The organism is Bradyrhizobium sp. JR3.5, from assembly GCF_054057015.1.
In genome coordinates this window covers 658199-676441 of the sequence record NZ_JBSRYV010000002.1, presented here as the reverse complement: position 1 = coordinate 676441, position 18243 = coordinate 658199, and the positions used below count along the sequence as shown (strand labels likewise).

The 18243-nt window shown below is 65.1% G+C and carries 18 protein-coding genes and 2 pseudogenes; 13 read left to right on the top strand and 7 right to left on the bottom strand.

All coding sequences use genetic code 11. From position 1 onward, the window contains the following. Nucleotides 1-44: 44 nt before the first annotated feature. A pseudogene (locus ACVWW1_RS19815) lies at nt 45-392 on the top strand (DUF4269 domain-containing protein); the annotation flags it as partial. 46 nt (nt 393-438) lie between these two features. Then, nucleotides 439-573, top strand: coding sequence for a hypothetical protein (locus ACVWW1_RS19810; RefSeq protein ID WP_456660838.1), 135 nt, complete (start codon nt 439-441; stop codon nt 571-573). Between the two features lie 9 nt (nt 574-582). On the opposite strand, the gene ACVWW1_RS19805 is transcribed toward ACVWW1_RS19810, so the two are convergent. From ACVWW1_RS19805 to ACVWW1_RS19775, 7 genes are all read right to left on the bottom strand, one after another. Continuing rightward, complete coding sequence (locus tag ACVWW1_RS19805) at nt 583-1797, bottom strand: PepSY-associated TM helix domain-containing protein (RefSeq protein ID WP_456657139.1); 1215 nt, start codon at nt 1795-1797, stop codon at nt 583-585. Next, nucleotides 1794-2816, bottom strand: coding sequence for an extracellular solute-binding protein (locus ACVWW1_RS19800; protein ID WP_456657138.1), 1023 nt, complete (start codon nt 2814-2816; stop codon nt 1794-1796). The genes ACVWW1_RS19805 and ACVWW1_RS19800 overlap by 4 nt, the downstream gene beginning before the upstream one ends. 1 nt (nt 2817) lies before the next feature. Further along, complete coding sequence (locus ACVWW1_RS19795) at nt 2818-5151, bottom strand: TonB-dependent siderophore receptor (protein ID WP_456660620.1); 2334 nt, start codon at nt 5149-5151, stop codon at nt 2818-2820. Nucleotides 5152-5429: 278 nt separating this feature from the next. Further along, on the bottom strand, nt 5430-5663 hold the full coding sequence (locus tag ACVWW1_RS19790) for a hypothetical protein (RefSeq protein ID WP_456657137.1): 234 nt from the start codon (nt 5661-5663) through the stop codon (nt 5430-5432). Nucleotides 5664-5874: 211 nt separating this feature from the next. Then, on the bottom strand, nt 5875-6801 hold the full coding sequence (locus tag ACVWW1_RS19785; RefSeq protein WP_456657136.1) for an acyl-CoA thioesterase: 927 nt from the start codon (nt 6799-6801) through the stop codon (nt 5875-5877). Then, on the bottom strand, nt 6801-7916 hold the full coding sequence (locus ACVWW1_RS19780; protein ID WP_456657135.1) for a hypothetical protein: 1116 nt from the start codon (nt 7914-7916) through the stop codon (nt 6801-6803). The genes ACVWW1_RS19785 and ACVWW1_RS19780 overlap by 1 nt, the downstream gene beginning before the upstream one ends. Nucleotides 7917-7970: 54 nt before the next feature. After that, nucleotides 7971-9194, bottom strand: coding sequence for an ABC transporter substrate-binding protein (locus tag ACVWW1_RS19775; RefSeq protein ID WP_456657134.1), 1224 nt, complete (start codon nt 9192-9194; stop codon nt 7971-7973). 202 nt (nt 9195-9396) lie between these two features. Between ACVWW1_RS19775 and ACVWW1_RS19770 the strand changes: the two genes are divergently transcribed. From ACVWW1_RS19770 to ACVWW1_RS19720, 11 genes and pseudogenes are all read left to right on the top strand, one after another. Further along, nucleotides 9397-10950, top strand: a complete 1554-nt coding sequence (locus tag ACVWW1_RS19770) for an acyl-CoA synthetase (RefSeq protein WP_456657133.1) — start codon at nt 9397-9399, stop codon at nt 10948-10950. Between the two features lie 29 nt (nt 10951-10979). Next, the gene (locus tag ACVWW1_RS19765; RefSeq protein WP_456657132.1) at nt 10980-12008 is read left to right on the top strand and encodes a phosphotransferase family protein; all 1029 of its coding nucleotides are present in this window, start codon (nt 10980-10982) and stop codon (nt 12006-12008) included. Then, on the top strand, nt 12005-12514 hold the full coding sequence (locus ACVWW1_RS19760) for a hypothetical protein (protein ID WP_456657131.1): 510 nt from the start codon (nt 12005-12007) through the stop codon (nt 12512-12514). The genes ACVWW1_RS19765 and ACVWW1_RS19760 overlap by 4 nt, the downstream gene beginning before the upstream one ends. Nucleotides 12515-12701: 187 nt before the next feature. After that, a complete protein-coding gene (locus ACVWW1_RS19755; protein ID WP_456657130.1) occupies nt 12702-12986 on the top strand; it encodes a hypothetical protein in 285 nt (94 codons plus the stop codon). A 130-nt stretch (nt 12987-13116) separates the two neighbouring features. Beyond that, nucleotides 13117-13962 carry an RHO alpha subunit C-terminal catalytic domain-containing protein gene (locus ACVWW1_RS19750; RefSeq protein WP_456657129.1) on the top strand — a complete coding sequence of 282 codons (846 nt, stop codon included), beginning with the start codon at nt 13117-13119 and terminating at the stop codon, nt 13960-13962. Further along, entirely contained in the window at nt 13962-14459 is a 498-nt protein-coding gene (locus tag ACVWW1_RS19745) for an aromatic-ring-hydroxylating dioxygenase subunit beta (protein ID WP_456657128.1), read from the top strand. The genes ACVWW1_RS19750 and ACVWW1_RS19745 overlap by 1 nt, the downstream gene beginning before the upstream one ends. Nucleotides 14460-14560: 101 nt before the next feature. Beyond that, nucleotides 14561-15355 (top strand): enoyl-CoA hydratase/isomerase family protein, encoded by a 795-nt coding sequence (locus ACVWW1_RS19740; protein WP_456657127.1) that lies wholly within the window; start codon nt 14561-14563, stop codon nt 15353-15355. A gap of 3 nt (nt 15356-15358) precedes the next feature. Further along, nucleotides 15359-16111, top strand: coding sequence for an SDR family NAD(P)-dependent oxidoreductase (locus ACVWW1_RS19735; protein WP_456657126.1), 753 nt, complete (start codon nt 15359-15361; stop codon nt 16109-16111). A 1-nt stretch (nt 16112) separates the two neighbouring features. Beyond that, nucleotides 16113-17048 (top strand): alpha/beta hydrolase, encoded by a 936-nt coding sequence (locus tag ACVWW1_RS19730; RefSeq protein WP_456657125.1) that lies wholly within the window; start codon nt 16113-16115, stop codon nt 17046-17048. After that, nucleotides 17045-17887 (top strand): annotated as a pseudogene (locus ACVWW1_RS19725) (acyl-CoA dehydrogenase family protein); the annotation flags it as partial. The gene ACVWW1_RS19730 and the pseudogene ACVWW1_RS19725, both read left to right, overlap by 4 nt. Nucleotides 17888-17951: 64 nt before the next feature. Then, nucleotides 17952-18239 carry an acyl-CoA dehydrogenase family protein gene (locus ACVWW1_RS19720; protein ID WP_456660619.1) on the top strand — a complete coding sequence of 96 codons (288 nt, stop codon included), beginning with the start codon at nt 17952-17954 and terminating at the stop codon, nt 18237-18239. Nucleotides 18240-18243: the final 4 nt, after the last annotated feature.

Here is an 18243-nt window from a genome sequence, read left to right as displayed (position 1 = left end):
AGCGTGGTATTGCGTCACTGCGACCATTGAGGGCATACCACGCGATGACTGTCGGGCACTATGCATCCGCCGTCACCAGCTCCGCTGTGATGGAGCTGCTCAAGCCGTTCGATCCCCGCATCGTCGGAACGCTGCCGCTCGGCCTTGCCGTGCCGGGTAGCGACATCGATATCGTTTGTCATGCGCCCGATCCGAACGCTTTCGCGGACATCGTTTGGACCCACTGCCAATCGGCCGATGATTTCGTGCTGTACCGATGGGCCAAGGGAACGTGTCCGGCGATTGCCCGCTTTGTGTGGGATGGCTGGCCTTTCGAACTGTTCGGCGACCAGCGTCCGGTAAACCAGCAGCAGGGCTGGATCCATTTCGAGGCCGAGCGGCGGCTGCTCGCGCTTGATAACGGACGGTTGCGGCGAGCCGTCGGCAAGTTGCGGGCAGATGGCCTCAAGGACCGAGCCTGCGTTCGTCGCCTTGCTCGGGATACCGGGCGATCCCTATCGCGGGTTGCTCGAACTCGCTGCCGAAGCGGACGCCGCGTTGCGCGCCCGGCTCGCGGCGTGCGGCTTCGGCTGATCGCGAGGTTCATTCACCCGGAACGAGGTGGCCAATCGGCTGTCGCGCGAGGCACCGGTGCCTGCGGCGGGACAGATAGAGCAGCAGGCCGGTCACGGCGAACAGCGGCATCATGGCGGCGGCCAGCATGAAGACGAGCTTGCCGGGCCAACCCAGGATGGCGCCGCGGTGGATGTCGAGCACGCCGGCAAGGACGCGCTCGCCAAACGTCTTGTCCGCGTAACGATCCGACGAGATGACGCGCCCGGTGACGGCATCGATCCGGAATTCGTCGCGCACGCTTTCGAGCGACGAATCCCGCAGCCATGACCGCACGCGCACCACGGTGCCCGCGCCGGCCGGCAGGGTTAGCAGGACCCGTCCGTAATCGTTGTTCTCCTGCTGCAGGAACGTGGTCCAGACACGATCGAAGGCGAGCGGCTTTGCTTCCGCCTTCGCTTCGATTTTGGCATCGCCCTTGCCCGCGGCGGCCGCCGCGCCGCGTGGTGGCTTGGGCTGCATCGCCGCATCCGCGGCTTGAGGCCGCGCCAGGAGCCAGTTAGCGCCGGCCTTGTACCACTCGAACGAGTACCACAGGCCGGTCAGCGTCATCACCAGATAGACCGGCAGCACCCAGGTGCCGATCACAGCGTGCAGCGAGCGGTGCAGGCCGCGCCCGCGCAGGCCGAGGTTTGGCTTCAGCCACATCTTCACGCTGCGCGCGCGATGCGGCCAGCGCAGCACGAGGCCGGTGATCAGCATCACGATCAGGCAGATCGCGGCTGACCCGGTGACCTTGCGGCCGATACTATTGCCGTCGCCGGGCAACAGCAGCCAGCGATGCACCTTGCGGACGGTGGCGAAGAAGTCCTCGCCGCGGGGCGAGCCGAGCAAATGTCCGTCATAGGGATCGACATAGACCGAGGAGGGACGCGCGCCGCCTTCGCTGCGGGCGAAACGGATGCGTGCGGCCGCTGACGGGTCGCTCGCCATCGTCACGGCGGAGGGCCGGCCGAAGTCGCCGGCCGACTGCAGCCGTGCGACCAGTTCATCCGGTGTCAGCCGCCGCGTCGCGCTGGCGTCGACGCGCATGATGTGGCTGTTCAGGCTGGCCTCGATCTCGTCCTCGAACGCCATCGTCGCGCCGGTGATGCCGACCACAGCCCACAGCAGCGCCAGCGCGAGGCCGGCGAGGGAGTGGACCTGCAGCAGCGCGGCCTTGATCGGGCGGCGGATATCATTCATCGAATCCGGCCTTTCGGATCAGTGCGATTGCGGCCGCTTGATGCGCGGCAATCTCGTCGATGGGGAGAGCATCGGCAGCGAACGATCCGATTCCCTCCACGATCGCGGCCCGCTTTGCGGTCGCAACCACGGGGTATTCCAGCTCGGCGGTGGGAGAAGATCGTCTGGGCCTCGGGTGTGACGAGGAATTCGAGGAACGCGCACGCCGCGGCCGGGTGCGGTGCGTGCCGGGCAATCGCTGCGCCGGTCAGGTTGACGTGACTGCTGCCGCTCGCGAACGCGGTCGGAACGGCCTTCACGGCGTCCGCCCATGTGCGAAAGTCATTGCCTTCGCGGCCGTCGCGGAGCTGGGCGAGTGCCACCGTGTTGCCGATCCCGATGTCGCAGTGTCCTTCCGCGATCTCGCGGATCACGTCGTTGTCCTTGCCTTTCGGCTTGTGGGCGAGATTGGCCTTCAGCCCGGCGAGCCAGCTCTCCGTCGCATCTGTTCCGTGATGCGCGAGATAGGCCGCGATCAGCGCGACATTGTTCTGGTGCTGTGCCGGTCGTATGCACAATTTTCCGCGCCATTTGGGATCGGCGAGCTCTTCATAGGCGATCGCCGCGAGCGGGTAGTCCTTGCGTGCGAACACCACACGCGGACGGATTGCGAGCGCGATCCACTGGCCGTTGTTGCCGCGCAGGTTAGCCGGAACCGCCTGGTCAAGCGCCGGCAATGCAACCGCCTGTGTCAGCCCGCGCGCGGCAAGCTGGGTCGTCTTGTCGAGACCGATGGTGAGCAGGACATCCGCCGGCGAATTGTCGCCTTCCGCTGCCAGTCGCTTGATCAGGCTGTCCTCGACGAAGACGGTCTTGACCTGGGTGCCGGTCGCTGCGGTGAAGGCCGCGATGACAGGCTCGACCAGATTGGCTTCGCGGGTCGAGTAGAGCGTGAGCTCGTCGGCGCGGGCGGTGACGCAGGCGAAGGCGGTCGTCGCCAGGACGGCCAGCAGTCCGATTGCTGTCCGTGCAGTGGCCATGCTAGAATTTCACCGTCGCCGAAAGCGAGAAGCGCCGCGCGTCGCCCATCGCCACGGCCAGATTGCTGACGGCCGAGGGATAGTAGACGGTATCGAACAGGTTCTTGACGTTGAACTGATAGACCACCGGGAACGTCTGGACCTTGGTCTCATAGGTCGCAAAGACATCCGCGACGGTGTAGGCCGGCAGCACGAAGCTGTTCGTGGCATCGCCGGGCCGGTCGCCGACATAGCGTGCGCCGCCGCCAAGACGCAGCCGGCCGGGCAGGGTGGTGCCGAAATCATAGACCAGATAGAGCGAGGCGGTGTTGAGCGCGACGTTCTGCAACGCCTTGCCGAAGAGCACCGGATCTTCGGTGACGCGCGCATCGGTATAGCCGTAGCTGCCGATCATGCTCCAATTTTCGGTCAGCCTGCCGGTGACGTCGAGTTCGATGCCACGCGAGCGGACCTTGCCGGCGGTGCGGTACTCGACAATGCTGGTGGCAGGGTTGAGCTGCGAGACCAGCACGTTCTTCTTGTCGATATCGTAAAGCGCAAGCGTGCCGGAGATCCGCTTGTTGAAGTCGAACTTGACGCCGGTCTCCCACTGGGTGCCCTGTTCCGGGGCGATGTTGGAGCCGATCACGACGCCGCCGGTGAGCGGCGCGATGGTCGAGGTCGGTTTCAGCGACTGGGTGTAGCTCGCATAGAGCGAGACCTCGTCGGTGAGCTTGAGGATCGCGCCGCCGAGCGGCAGCGCCTTGTCCTGCGAGACGTTGGTGTTGGTGATGAAGGGTCGTCCCTTGCCCGCGATCTGGTCGTAGTCCATGTAGCGCACGCCGCCGACCAGCGCGAAGCGCTCGGTCAGATGTAGCGTGTCCTGGAAGAACAGCGACCACTGGCCGAGCTTGTCGGTCTGGGCGCTGTCGACGGCGGACACGGTGGTACCCGGCGTGATCAACCCATAGACCGGATTATAGAAGTTGAAGCTCGGCGTCGCCTGCCGGATCAGATTGTCACGGTAGATCGTGCGGTACTGGCCGTCACCGCCGAACAGCACCTCGTTGCGGAAACCGCCGAGCCAGACATTGCCCTGCAGAAAGGAGGTGCCGTAGCTCGAATTGCTGAGCGAGCCCTGCGTGCCGTCATTGCTGCGGGTCTCGACGGCGGTCTTGGTGTTGATGCCGGTGATGCGGAGCTGGTTGGCGCTGAATGTCTCGGTGTTGTAGCTGTAGGCCGCGAACAGCTTCCAGTCCTGGTTCAGGCGGTGCTCGACCGAGGCCTGCATCAGGTCCGAGGTGCCCCACATGTTGTTGAAGGGCTCGTCGAGCCGGCGCGTCGCCGGGATCGCCAGCGGCACCTTGGTCACGGAATCGAACGCGGTGCCGCGGTCGAACGGCGTGATGAACTCGCGGTGCTCGTAGTTGAGCTGGACGGTGGTGTTCTCGCCGTACCAGGCCAGCGACGGTGCGACCAGCATTTCGCGATGGCGTCCGAAATTGCGCCAATAGTCCTCGCTGACGCCATAGCCAATGAAGCGATAGGCGAGGCCGCCATTACCGATCGGGCCGGTGATGTCGATGGTGCCGTCGGCGCCAGTCCTCGAGTTGGCAAAGGTCGAGCCGAGCAGGGTGACCGAGCCATGCTGATAGAGCTCGGGGCGCTTGCTGATCGTGTTGACGATGCCGCCGGGATCCATGATGCCGTAGAGCAGCGACGCCGGGCCTTTCAGCACTTCGACGCTCTCGACTGCAGCGTTGAGGCTGCGGCCCTGCACCAGCGGCATCCCGTTGCGCATGATCGAGCCGTCGCGGTTGTCGCCGAAGCCGCGGCGCATCACCGCATCCTGGGTGCCGGCCAGCGTGTTGCCCTGGGTGACGCCGCTGACATTGGCGAGCGCGTCGTCGAGATTGCGCGGCAGCTGATCCTTCAGCACCTGTTCCGGCACGACGTTGACCGTTTGCGCGGTGTCGAGCGGCGAGGCGCCGCTGCGCAAGGTGGTTGAGCTCGGCATCGCGCGATAGTGCAGCTTGGCTTCGTTCAGCACGGCGCCGGCAGCTGCCGCACGCTCCGATGGTGTCGGTGGGGTCGGCTGGGCATTCCGGCTGCGCTGCCGTGCCGCGGCGGCCGACTGCGTTCGCGGTGCCGACCGCGCCGAACTGGCTGCGGGCTTGCGCTTCTGTATCGGTTGCTCGACCATGACCGGCGGCAAGGGGACGCTCGATTGGGCGCTTGCCGGCGTCACCGCCGAGGAGATGTCGGCGAGCAGGAATGCTGCGCCGATCAGCAGATGGGTGCGGCCCTTGTCGGCGGCATTTCGACGGTCGCCGACAATCCGGCCATCAGCAATCACAGGCACTCTTGCATTTCCGATTCACGCGAACTCATTCACGCCGCGCCTCTAGCAGTCGGCGCGCGCGAAAAGAACCGGAGCAGACTTGAATCCCTCTAACCGGATTGGATTTGAATCGTTCTAAGACGCAACGGGGCTCGCGCGTGTGCGCGAGCCCCGCATCTCATGACTTGATGTCACGTTAGCGCGTCAAATGGTCGCGCGATCCTCGCATGACGTGAGCGGTCGTTGTCCTGTCACGCCTCAAGCGCAGGATGGCTCATGTAGCGCGGTGCGCTTCACGACATCGCCAAGAGGATGGGCGCCGAGCCGACCATCCCCGTGCTGACGCCGTCGCGTGCCATCGATTCGATTGCGCTCCAGTTCTCGCGGAAGATTCGCGCTGCCTCGTTGGCACTTTCCGCCTGGATCGTCAGACTGCACGCGCGTCTCGCGCCATTGCTGGCAAGCTGGAAGTGGAGAACATATCCAGACGGTTCCGCGCTCCGTGCGCCCGACGGTGCCTGCTGCATGTAGGTTTTCCCCAATCGTGTTTTTGTTGCGCCACCCGCAGGCAGGATTGGACCGAGATGCGGCACAGTCGTGGTTCAAAACGCGCAATCTGCACGATCGCGCATTTTGTCTGCCGGTGTTGCCGGGATTCAACAGGTCATGGAACCGGTGATGAACAGCGGCTCCAACTCAGCCGCGATCACGGCGCCGTCTCAGCTGTTGCTGCGTGACCTACGCATCGCCATCGGGATGCACCATCAAGGTTTCCTGGATCGAGGTTGCGAGCATCGACCCATCGCGGTCATGGACGCGGGCGATCGACAGCCCGCGGCCGCCATCGGCGCATGGGCTCTCGGTTTCGACATGCATCCAGGCGTCGGGCGAGAATGCACGATGAAACCAGATGCAATGGTTGAGGCTCGACAGATAGAGCGGCGCGCGCGACTGCAGGTCGCGGAGATGGCCGCCGACGCTGGAGAAGTTGAGCCACCAATCCGAGAGATAGGCGAACACCGCGGCCTGGGCGCGGGAACCGGCGGCGAGCGGCTGCCGACATCTGATCCAGAAGCGCAGTCGCGGCTCTGCCGTCGCGGCCGAGAGCTGACGTTCGATCTCGGGGATGCGGAAATCCATGCTAGGCTTGATTTGCGGCGAATAGGGACCGAGCGGCCGCAACTGCGCCATCAGCTCATCGGGGATCATGGTCAGATCGGGCAGGCTTTCGGGATCTTCCGGCGGCGCAAACGGCGCTGCGTGTCGCGGGCCCGGCTGGGCTGCGCAGAACGTAGCCTGCGCGCTCAACACGGTGCGCCCGTCACCCTGGCTGCCGACGATATGGCGGGAGGAGAACCGCTTGCCGTCCTGCAGAACCTCCGCGTCAAAGGTGATGCGCCGGGTGGGATCGGCGCCGCGCAGGAACAAGAGCTGCAGCATCGCCGCCGGGCGATCTTCGGGCGCGCTGAGCGTCGCGGCCATCATCGCTTGGCCAAGGATCTGGCCGCCATACGAACGGCCGTTGAGATTGCCGTCGCCGAAGCGGCTGCGATAGCGGAGCGGCGCGATGGTCTCGAGCGAGACCAGTGCCTCGGCTGCCTTGTCGTCCCAGGAATCGCAGGTGTCGCCATGTTCCTCCGCGACGCGGATGCCTTGCCCGTCCATCACATCGCCGGGAATTTCTGCGGTCCCGGATAGAGCGGGTAGCCGGCGGCGACGCCGTACTCGCTGATGCCGAAGCCGGTCTCGTTGCCGCTTTCGAGTCGGACGACATGGTCCGACAGCGTCCGCGCGATGGCGCGCGTTGCCGCGTCGTCGAGGTTCCAGGTGTCGTGGGCGGCATGGTTCTCGCCGCGGTCGTCGCCATGGGTCCAGCCTTGCAGGCCGCCATACATGCCGGCCTTGAGATAAAATCGCATCGGCAGTCCGTGCATCCTGATGCGGCGCGGCTCGCCGCGATCGAAGCCGAAGGTGAAGTCGGCCACAGCGATGGTTTGGCCGAGCGGATCGTCGACCCATTCGATCGCGTGCTCGACCGAGGTCACCTCGCGATGCGAAACAGATCCGTCGGCTTCGCGGCGGAACTCGCTGCCCGAGAGGTAATGCGGTTTGCCCGGCGTGCGCTCCTTGATGAAGATCGACAGCGCCGACGTCTCGAACTGGAACATCGACCAGGTCCAGAAGAAATTGCGATGGGTTGCAACCGGCGGCCTGGTCTCGTCGGTGCGCATCTCGGAGCGCAGGCCCCAGGAGCGGTCACGCTGTCCCCACCACAGTTCCGGTTCGATGTTGGTGCGCTTGCCGTCGGCAACGATCCAGCCTCGCCAGCGGCCGAATTGCGAGACGCGCGCGAGGTCTTCCTCGACGACGCCGTTACGCTCGCGAAAATTCTGCTTCTCCTGCGCCGCCGGAAAGCTCGCCTTGAATTCGAGCGCAAAGCTGATCCCGGACGGATTGTCGGCGAGCGACAGCCGATGCAGGCCCATGCCCTCGACGATCTCGATCCTGAGCCCACCGACTTCCGTCTCCAGCGGACGCGCCCCGAGCCGGCGCGAGGCACGGAAATTGTGCTGGCGGCGGCCGATGGTGATGCCGGCAAAGCCGTCCATCACGTTGCGGTTCGGGTAATAGCCGAGCCCGATGTCGATCAGCAATTCGCTGCCGTCGATTGGATGCGCGGTGTACCAGTAGCGCTCGGTGAACCTGATGTCGCCGCCGCCTGCCTTGGCAAACGGCTGCGGCGTCTGGTGGCCGATGAGATCGTCCTGGGCTGTCAGCATTGTTCTTGTCCTTGTGTTTGAGCCGGCTCGGTCAGTCGGATGCGAGGCGCAGGATCAGTCCTTGGCCGGGCCCGCGCCCATGATGTCGCCGAACAGCACCCAGGTCTTGCCGTCGAAGCGGGCGAAGCGGCGTTCGGTGATCGCCGCGTAATCCTGCGGCGTGGTCTGGATGGTGATGCCCGGCAGCAGCATCGGCAGCTCGATGCCGCTCAAGTTGGTGGCTTGCTTCAGCACGTTCTCCCGCGTGAGATTGTCGCCGCAGCGCTGCAGGATGATCGCGCCGAGCTGGGCCGTGGTGTAGCCGGTCACCGCGATCACGTCGTTCGGGTCCATGCCCGGCATATATTTCGCGGCGAAGGCGAGATAGTCGGTCATGCCCTTGTCATTGGCCCAGGCCGGATCGTTCGGCGTTTTGTAGGAGGTCGTGGTCAGGATGCCGGTCGAGGCCTCGATCCCCGCCGGCACCAGCACGCCGGCGATCGAATTCGCAGTCGAGCCGAGGAAGATCAGCGGCTTCCATCCGAGCTCGTGGATCTTGCGGATCGCCATCGAGGCAAATTTGTTTTGCGCGGCGATCAGGATGGTATCGGCACCGGACGCCTTCAAATTCACGATCTGGGAGTCGATCGTGGGCTCGGTCGACTGATACATCGCCTCCTTGACGATCATCGTGTCGGCTTTCGCGCCCAGTCCTTCCTTCAGGCCAAGGACAAAATCCTTGCCGATGTCGTCGGCCTGCAAGAGCACGCCGATCTTGGCGTCCGGCTTCTCGCGCAGGACGTAGCGCGCGATGATCCGGGATTCGTTGACGTAGGTCGGCGAGTAGGGCGTCGTCCAGGGAAACTGCTTGGGATCGTTCCAGCGGGTGCCGCCGCTCTGCACCAGGAGCTGCGGGACGCCGTTGCTGTTGAGGTATTTCTGGATCGCGGCGTTGGTCGGCGTGCCGAACGGCGCCATGATGGCGAGCACCTTGTCGTTCTCGACCAGCGCGCGCGTCACCTCGACGGTCTTTGGCGGGCTATAGGCGTCGTCGCGGGTTACGAAATTGATGTGGCGGCCGTTGATGCCGCCTGTTTCGTTCAGCATCGTGAAATAAGCGAGCATGGTCTTCGGGAAGCTCGAATAGATCGACGCCGGTCCGCTGTAGGGCGCATTGGCGCCGAGCAGGATCTCGGTGTCGCTGACCCCGGGACCATAAGCCTTCTGGGCATTCGCTGTTCCGAGCGCGCCGGTGAGCGCGAACGCCCACACGGCAAGCGTGACGATTGGCTTCCGCATCTTCCCCTCCCATGACGCCCTCTTTCGCGGGGCTGGTTGATCCCTGCGGCGGTGCCTTCAAGGGCTTTACCCGTCGCGTTGGCTGTGTAATAATAGACCGTCTGTCCGGATTATCAACTGGAATCTCCGGGCAGCGTATCGGCTTCACGCATGACGGAAACATCCGCAGGCGCGCGCGGCCGCATGGCGGTGAGGAGGAAACATGAAGCTGACGCAGGCGCTCATCTCGGCGGTGCAGTTGCGCAAGGATGCGCCCGGCACCATCCATGCGGGACGGTCGCGAAGCTGGAAGGAGATCGGCCGTCGCGTCGCCTGCGCCGCAGGCGGACTGCGGCGGCTCGGCGTCGAGGCCGGCGATCGCGTTGCGATCCTCGCGCACAACAGCGACCTCTATATCGAGGCGCTCTATGCCATCGCCTGGGCCGGTGCGGTCGCAGTGCCCCTCAACACACGCTGGGCGGTCGCCGAGAATGCCTATGCGGTCGACGATTCTACGCCAAAGCTGTTGCTGGTCGACAAGGCCTTTACCGAGATCGCGTCGGGCCTGCGTGGCGCGAAATCACTCACCGCGATGGTCTATCTGGACGAGGGACAGGTTCCCGACGGCATGCAGGGCTATGACGAGCTTGTTGCGAACGCGCCGATCGAGGATGCATCCGGCGCCTATAACGATCTCGCGGGCATCTTCTACACCGGCGGCACCACCGGCTTCCCCAAGGGCGTGATGCTGTCGCATGCCAATATCATCTATGAATCGCTGGTCTGGATCTATGCGCTCCGGTTCCGGGAAGACACGCGATACCTGCACTCGGCCGGGATGTTCCATCTGGCCGGCACCTCGCCGATGATCGCGCTGACTTTGGTCGGCGGCACCCATGTCACGATCCCGAAATTCGAGCCCGAGCTCGCGATGCGGACCATCGCCGAGCACAGAGTGGATTACTGCCTGTTCGTGCCGACCATGCTCAACATGATGCTCAATCATCCGTCCTTCGGCAGCTATGATCTGAGCAGCGTCAGGGATTGCGAGTATGGCGCCTCGCCGATGCCGGATGCGCTGCTGGTCAAGCTGATGCGCGTGCTGCCGAGCTGGCGCTTTCACCAGGGCTACGGCATGACCGAGAGCGCGGCGCTGGCGACGATCCTGCCGTGGGAGTACCACGCGCTGGAAGGACCGCTGGCGGGAAAGCGCAAATCGGCAGGGCGAGCAGCGCCCGGTGTCGAAATCCGCATCGTCGATCTCGCGGGCAACGAAGTGCCGCGCGGCACGGTCGGCGAGATCGCGATCCGCGGCGCCGGCGTGATGCTCGGATACTGGCGCAAGCCGGAAGAGAGCGCGCGCGTGCTGCGCAACGGCTGGCTGCACACCGGAGACGGCGCCTGGATGGACGAGGACGGCTTCGTCTATATCGTCGACCGTCTGAAGGACATGATCGTCTCGGGCGGCGAGAACGTCTATTCCGGCGAGGTGGAGAACGCCATCTTCCAGCACGAGCAAGTCAGGGAATGCGCAGTCATCGCGGTGCCCGATCCGCAATGGGGCGAAGCGGTGCACGCGATCGTCGTGCCGAAGGACGGCGCACGGCTCGATTCCGACATGGTGATCGCGCATTGCCGCACCCTGATCGCGGGCTACAAATGCCCGCGTTCGGTCGACATCCGCCTCGAGCCGCTGCCGCTGACCGGCTCCGGCAAGATCATGAAGTCGGCGCTGCGCGAGGAGAAGTGGCAGGGCTATACGAGGTCGGTCAATTGATGCAGGAGGCTACCAAACGATCCGATGATGTGTCGGAGCCCGTCCGCCCGGCCGTGGTGAACGACGACGCCGTGCGGACGGCGCTCGCGCAGCATCTGTCGCGAATATCTGGGAGCCGGACGGAGATCACGAGCTTCGGCCGCAAATCGTCGGGCTTCTCCTGGATCACCTATGTTTTCGTGGCGCGCTCTGCTGCTGACGGAGACCGCATGCTGATCCTGCGCGTCGGTCCGCCGAATGGGCTGTTTGCGCCCTATTCGGTGCTGTCGCAGGTGTATGCGCTGCAGTCGCTTGCCGGCTCCGGTGTGCCGGTTCCGGCGCTGGTGTCGTTTGAACAGGATGGCGCCGAGTTCGGCTTCCCGTTCTTCATCTGTACGCATGTCGAGGGCGACGTGCCCGCACCATGGACGGCGAGCGAACTCGATCCGAACCACAAGCGCTCGATCGCCCGGCAATTCGTCGAGATCCTGGCGTCGCTGCACCGGATCGACCCGAGCGCAACCCCTTTTGCATCGCTGCAACAGGGCGGAGAGCGCGCCGAAGTTCGCGCGATCGCCGGCTGGCGCGCGTCGCTGGCGCGTCCGACCGCGCGCTATTATCCGCTGCTCGATTGGGGCGGACGCTGGCTTGAGGACAACTGCCCACAGCCGCCATGCCGCACCATCGTGCATGGCGACTACCGGATCGGGAACTTCATCGAGCACAATGGGCGGATCACCGCCATTCTCGATTGGGAGCTCACTCACCTCGGCGATCCCCATGAGGATCTGGCTTGGGCGATGATGCCGACCTTCAATGCCAGGAGCCGCAAGCTGTATGGCGTGCTCGAGCGCACCGAGGTGATCGATCTCTATCAGCGCGCCTCCGGCATTGCGGTCTCGGACAAGAGCCTCGCCTTCTACGAGGCCTACGCGCTGTATCAGGCGGCGGCGATCCAGATGTGTGCGGTGCGCGCCTTCGAGGTCGATCGCTTCAACGACCTGCGGCTTGCGGTGATGGCAAGCCAGATGCCCTCGATCGTGCGGGCCTTCGAGCGCGCATTGGAGGCCGCGGCATGAGTGCATCCTTCGAGCGGCTGGTCGACGGCATCATCGATGCCCTGCAAATCCACGTCGTGCCGAACAGCGACGATGATTTCGTCCGCGGCCAGGTGTTCTCCGCGATCTATGCGCTGAATGGCCTGAAGCTCGCCGCCGACTGGAAGGTGGGACCGCTGCTCGAGCAGGTGCGTCTGCAGGACGATACTCTTGCTGCGGTCAAACGACTGGCGGATGGCGCTGCGCATCCGGAGATTCCGACGACGCCCCGCATCCCGAGCGACTTGTCCGACACTGCCGCGATCGAGGCGTTGCGCGACGATGGCGACCGGCGGCTGGGGCAGCTTCTGCTCTGGGCGAGCGGCGCGGACGCGCGTGCGGCCAATCGCGATGCCGCGGCCGAGATCGAGCAGCTGCTACGGCGTTCGATCTGCGACCAGCTCAAGGTCGAGCTTGCGACGACGCCGAAGTCGATGTTGCAGCAGATCGCGGGCGGCGAACGCGATGGCGGCGCGGCGCAGGGCTGAGGCAGTCACGCAGCGGTCCACCCGGGATTGCATCATTGCGCGCTGCTCCGGAACTCAGCCGCGGTGTTTGCAAAGAAGCTTGCCGGCCCGTCTCGCACGTGTTATTCATTAACAAAACGGCCGTTCGGATTATTATTGGCGGTCAGTGAAGGCATCCGCGCAAGCGGCCGGCGAGGGAGACGGAGCGATGAACATGATGACCGGCGTCTCGCCATGGGAGCGATTGATCCGGCCCGATCGGGTGCATGGATCGCTCTATACCGATCCGGAGATCTTCGAGGCCGAGCTCAAGAACATCTGGTACCGGACCTGGATCTATGTCGGGCACGAGAGCGAGGTACCGAACGCCAACGACTACGTCGTCAAGTCGATCGGTCCGCAATCCGTGATCATGACGCGCGACGAGCAGGGCAAGGTCAATCTGCTGCTCAACCCGCTGCTCGCATCGCGGCAACCAGGTCTGCTCCTTTGAGCGTGGCAATGCGCGCTCGTTTACCTGTCCGTTCCACTCCTGGACCTTTGCCAATGACGGCCGGCTGGTCGGCTATGCGTTCCCTGATGGTTACGAAGGACAGGACAAGTCGCAGCTCGCCCTCGGGCGGGTGACGCGAGTCGAGTCCTATCGCGGCTTCGTGTTCGGCTCTTTCGCGGCCGATGGCCCGACCCTGAAGGAACATCTCGGCGGCGCCGCCGAGACCATCGATCGCCTGGTGCGCACCTCGCCAGAAGGCGAGGTCGAGATCACGGCGGGTTTCCTCAAGCATCGCGTCAAGGCGAACTGGAAGTTCATCCTGGAGAACGAGTGCGACGGCTATCACCCGGCCTTCGTGCACACCTCGATCTTCGGCGTCGCCGACAGCATGATCGGCAAGCTCTATGGCGGCGCCTCGACCGCGCTGACGCGTGACTACGGCAATGGACACACCGAGATCGATTTGCGGCCCGAGTTTCGCAAGCGCGATGCGCCGATGAGCTGGTTCGGCACCAGCGAGGAGCGGTTGCCCGACTACACCGCGCGGATGAAGACAGCCTATGGCGACACCGCGGCGCGCGAGATCATGATCGACGGCACGCCGCATGTGATGATCTTTCCGAACCTGTTCATCGCCGAGATCCAGATGTTCGTGATCCAGCCCCTCGGCGTCGACGACAGCGTGCAGCACGTCACCGCGCTGCAGTTCAAGGGCGCGCCCGATCTGAACCGCCGGCTGCGCCAGCAGACCATGGGCTCGGTCGGCCCGGCCGGCTTCCTGCTTGCGGATGATTCCGAGATGTACGAGCGCTGCCATCGCGGCGTGCTGGCGCGCAATCCGGAATGGATCTTCCTCGGCCGCGGCGAGAAACGCGAGCGGCAGGATGAGCTCGGCTTCACGGTCGGCCACGTCACCGACGAGGTGCCGTCGCGCGGCATCTGGACCCATTACCGCAAGCTGATGGAGCCGGCCTGATGCTGTCGCGCGAGAGCAGTGCCACGTTGATTAGCGCCATCACCGCCTTCCTCTATCGCGAGGCGCGGTTGCAGGACGAGCATCAATATGAGGCCTGGGAAAAGCTCTGGACCGACGACGGCGTCTATTGGGTGCCGGCCAACGGCGCCGACATCGATCCGGAGCGGCAGATGTCGATCATCTACGACAACCGCTCGCGGATCGCGCTGCGCGTCCGGCAGCTGATGACCGGCAAGCACTTCACCCAGACGCCGCAGTCGAACCTGCGCCGGCTGATCTCCAACATCGAGCTGATGGACGAGCAGCCCGACGATGGCGACATCGCGGTCGCCAGCAACAGCCTGATCTTCGAGTCGAGCCTGCGCGACGACACGCTGTGGGCGGCGCGCAACGAATACCGGCTACGCCATGTCGATGGCGAATTGCGGATGGCCAGCAAGAAAGTCATCCTCGTCAACAACGACAAGGCGATCTACACGCTGTCATTCCTGGTCTAAAGCGCGATGACTTCATCGCGCTTTAGAAAATTGCTCGCGCATGATCTGTTCGGAAAACCGCTTCACACTTTTCCGGATCATGCTTTAGGGAAGGTCTCGCCATGATCGACAAGGGCCCCGTTCTGCTCGACATCACCGACGGCATCGCACGGCTGCGGCTCAACCGGCCCGACGCGGCGAACGGCATGAGCGCCGAGCTGCTGAGCGCATTGTGCGACGCCATCATGGTCTGCCACGGCCATCCGGATCTGCGCGTCGTGCTGCTGAGCGGCGAGGGTACCAATTTCTGTGCGGGCGGTGATGTCCGCGCCTTTGCCTCCAAGGGCGAGAAGCTGCCGGACTATATCCGGCAGGCCACCGCGTATCTGCAGAATGCGGTGAGCGGATTGCTGCGGCTGGAGGCGCCGGTGATCGCCTCGGTGCAGGGCTTTGCGGCGGGCGGCGGCGGCTTCGGCCTGGTCTGCGCCTCCGACATCGTGATTGCGGCGGAGTCGGCAAAATTCCTCGCCGGTGCGACGCGGGTGGCGATGGCGCCGGATGCCGGCGTCTCCGTCACGCTGTCGCGGCTGGTCGGGTTGCGGCGGGCGATGTCGATCCTGCTGACCAACCCGGTGATCCCGGCTGCGGAAGCACTGCAGATGGGCATCGTCACCAAGGTCGTACCCGATGCCGAGCTTGCCGATGCATCGCTCGCGCTGGCGCGCGAGCTCGCGGCTGGCGCGCCGAAGGCGCTGGCGGCGACCAAGCGGCTGGTCTGGGCCGGCACCGGCACCAGCATCGAGCAGTGCCTGTCGGAAGAGGCGCGCACCGTTGCCGAGCTCTCGGGAATGGCCGACGCGCGCGAAGGGCTCGCCGCCGTGATCGAGAGACGCAAGCCCGTCTTCAAGGGGCGCTGAGACGTGGTGGGCACCTTGCCGTTCGGGCGTCTCGATGGCCGCCGCGCCTTCGTCTCCGGTGGCGCGCGCGGCATCGGCGCGGCGATCGTCCGCAGCTTTGCCGGCGCAGGCGCCAGGGTCGTGATCGCGGATCTCGACGTCGCCGCAGCCTCGGAGCTCGCGCGCCAGACCGGCGCCGGCGTCGCCGGGCTCGACGTCAGCGATGCCACCGCCGTGCAGGCCGTGATAGCGCAGGACGGCCCGTTCGACATCGTCGTCAACAATGCCGGCGTCGATCAGCACGCATTCTTCACCGACACCACGGCGGATGATTGGGCGCGGCTGATCGCGGTCAATCTCACCTCGGTGCTGGCCTGCACCCACGCCGCGCTGCCGGCGATGCAGGCGGCACGGTTCGGCCGCATCATCAATGTCACCTCGGAGGCGGCTCGGCTCGGCTCCAAGGGCGGCGCGGTCTATTCCGCGGCCAAGGGCGGCGTGATCTCCTTCACCAGGAGTATCGCGCGCGAGAATGCACGCTTTCGCATCACCGCGAACGCGATCGCGCCGGGACCGATCCGCACGCCGATGCTGGAGCAAGCCGTCGCAAAGGGCGGCGATAAGATCCTGCAGGCGATGACCGGCGCGACACTGCTCGGCCGGCTCGGCGAGCCGGAGGAGGTTGCGGCGGCCGCGCTGTTCCTGGCCTCCGACCAGGCCGCCTATATCACCGGCGAGACGCTCGGCGTGTCCGGCGGTATGGGCATCGGCGGCTGAGATGGCCAGCACAGGCAACGATATCGCCATCACGCCGGTCGATCGCGCAATCGAGCGCCTGCGTGCGATCTATCGCGGCTGGACCCGCGACACATCGGTGGCGCAGATGCGCAGCGATTGGGATGCGGCCTTTGCCGGCTGCTCGGTGCCGGTGAGGTGCGAGCCGGTTTCCGCCGGCGGCATCGACGGCGAATGGCTGGTGCCATCAGACGCATCGCGCGACAAGGCGATCCTCTACTTTCACGGCGGCGGCTTCCGCATCGGCTCGGTCGCCTCGCATCGCGACCTCATTGCGCGGATCGCGGCTGCGTCCGGCTGCTGTGTGCTCGCAATCAATTACCGGCTCGCGCCGGAGCACCGGTTTCCGGCGGCGCTCGATGATGCGCTGATTGCCTATCAGTATCTCCGCGATCAGGGACTGCGTCCGGCCGATATTGCCTTCGCCGGGGACTCGGCCGGCGGCAATCTCGTGCTCGCTGCAATGCTGGCAGCGAGAGACCGCGGCCTGCCGCTCCCCGCCGCCGGCGCGCTGATGTCGCCCTGGACCGATCTCACCGCTGCTGGCGCGAGCTACGAGAGCAGGGCCGAGGCCGATCCGATCCACCAGCGCACAATGATCCTGGCGCTCGCCAAGAACTATCTCGGCAAGGACGGCGATCCCCGTAATCCATTGGCCTCGCCGCTTCATGCCGATCTCAACGGTCTGCCGCCCCTCCTGGTTCAGGTCGGAGACCGCGAGACCGTGCGCGACGATTCAGTGGACCTTGCCGCGCGCGCCAAGGCTGCCGGCGCCGACGTCGAGCTGCAGGTCTGGGACGGCATGATCCACGTCTTCCAGATGTTCCCCGAGATTCCGCAGACGCGAGAGGCGATCGCATCCCTCGCAGTTTTTCTGCGCAACCATCTTCACATCGGCCATGAGAGGGCGCCACAATGAACGTCATGACCTCGGATCCGCGCCACCTCACCGAAAGCGAGTTCCATTTCCCGGAGCAGCCCAACCTGCCCGAGGAGCTGCGCATGCTGCGCGAGCAGGTTCGCCGCTTCGTCGAGAAGGAAGTGGTGCCGCATGCCGAAGCTTGGGAGCGCGACGGCAAGATCCCGCGCGAGATCTATCGCCGCATGGGTGCGCTCGGCTTCCTCGGCATGCGCCATGCGGCCGAATATGGCGGCACCGACATGGGGCCGCTGGCCTCGATGGTATTCGCCGAGGAACTCGGGCGCTCGAGCTTCGGCGGCTTCACCTCGTCGATCCTGGTTCATACCGACATGTCGGCGGTGCACATCAGCCTGCGCGGCACGCCGGAGCAGAAGCAGAAATATTTGCCGGCGATCATCCGCGGCGAGACGGTCTGTTCGATCGCGGTGACCGAGCCGGACGCGGGCTCCGACGTCGCAGGCCTCAAGACGCGCGCGCGGCGCGACGGCGATAGCTGGGTGATCAACGGCGCCAAGATGTTCATCACCAATGCGGTCTATGGCCACATCCTGATCGTCGCCGCGCGCACCGATCCGCATGCCAAGGGCAGCCGCGGCATCTCGCTGTTCATCGTCGAGCGCAACACGCCGGGCATCACGGCAACCAAGCTCGACAAGCACGGCTGGCTCTGCTCGGACACCGCCGAGATTTCATTCCAGGACGTGCGCGTCCCGGCGGAAAACCTGCTCGGCGAGGAGAACAAGGGTTTCTATGGCATCATGGAGACCTTCCAGAACGAGCGCATCTGCATCGGCGGCATCTGCGCTGGCGAGTCCGCCAAGGCGATCGAGCTGACGACGAATTATGTGAAGACGCGACAGGCGTTCGGCGTGCCGCTCTGGAACCAGCAGGGCGTGCTGGCTGAAGCTCGCCCAGCTCGCGGCGAAGGCGGCCGCGGCGCGCGCACTGGCCTATCAGGCCGCCGAGCTTGCGGCGGCCGGTCAGGAGTGTCTGCGCGAAGTGTCGATGGTGAAAGCGCTGTCGCCGGAGGTGCTGCACGAGGTCGTGCATGGCTGCCTGCAACTGCATGGCGGCTCAGGCTTCATGCGCGGCACGCCGATCGAGCGCATGGTGCGTGACGCGCGGGTGCTGACGATCGGCGGCGGCGCCACCGAGGTGATGCTGGAAGAGGTTGCCAAGCGGATGTAAGGAG

Excerpts from the sequence above, each read along its gene's own strand:
- ACVWW1_RS19810 (WP_456660838.1), top strand. The coding sequence starts at position 439 with ATGGCCTCAAGGACCGAGCCTGCGTTCGTCGCCTTGCTCGGGATACCG.
- ACVWW1_RS19805 (WP_456657139.1), bottom strand. The coding sequence starts at position 1,797 with ATGAATGATATCCGCCGCCCGATCAAGGCCGCGCTGCTGCAGGTCCAC.
- ACVWW1_RS19800 (WP_456657138.1), bottom strand. The coding sequence starts at position 2,816 with ATGGCCACTGCACGGACAGCAATCGGACTGCTGGCCGTCCTGGCGACG.
- ACVWW1_RS19790 (WP_456657137.1), bottom strand. The coding sequence starts at position 5,663 with ATGCAGCAGGCACCGTCGGGCGCACGGAGCGCGGAACCGTCTGGATAT.
- ACVWW1_RS19785 (WP_456657136.1), bottom strand. The coding sequence starts at position 6,801 with ATGGACGGGCAAGGCATCCGCGTCGCGGAGGAACATGGCGACACCTGC.
- ACVWW1_RS19780 (WP_456657135.1), bottom strand. The coding sequence starts at position 7,916 with ATGCTGACAGCCCAGGACGATCTCATCGGCCACCAGACGCCGCAGCCG.
- ACVWW1_RS19775 (WP_456657134.1), bottom strand. The coding sequence starts at position 9,194 with ATGCGGAAGCCAATCGTCACGCTTGCCGTGTGGGCGTTCGCGCTCACC.
- ACVWW1_RS19770 (WP_456657133.1), top strand. The coding sequence starts at position 9,397 with ATGAAGCTGACGCAGGCGCTCATCTCGGCGGTGCAGTTGCGCAAGGAT.
- ACVWW1_RS19760 (WP_456657131.1), top strand. The coding sequence starts at position 12,005 with ATGAGTGCATCCTTCGAGCGGCTGGTCGACGGCATCATCGATGCCCTG.
- ACVWW1_RS19755 (WP_456657130.1), top strand. The coding sequence starts at position 12,702 with ATGAACATGATGACCGGCGTCTCGCCATGGGAGCGATTGATCCGGCCC.
- ACVWW1_RS19745 (WP_456657128.1), top strand. The coding sequence starts at position 13,962 with ATGCTGTCGCGCGAGAGCAGTGCCACGTTGATTAGCGCCATCACCGCC.
- ACVWW1_RS19740 (WP_456657127.1), top strand. The coding sequence starts at position 14,561 with ATGATCGACAAGGGCCCCGTTCTGCTCGACATCACCGACGGCATCGCA.
- ACVWW1_RS19730 (WP_456657125.1), top strand. The coding sequence starts at position 16,113 with ATGGCCAGCACAGGCAACGATATCGCCATCACGCCGGTCGATCGCGCA.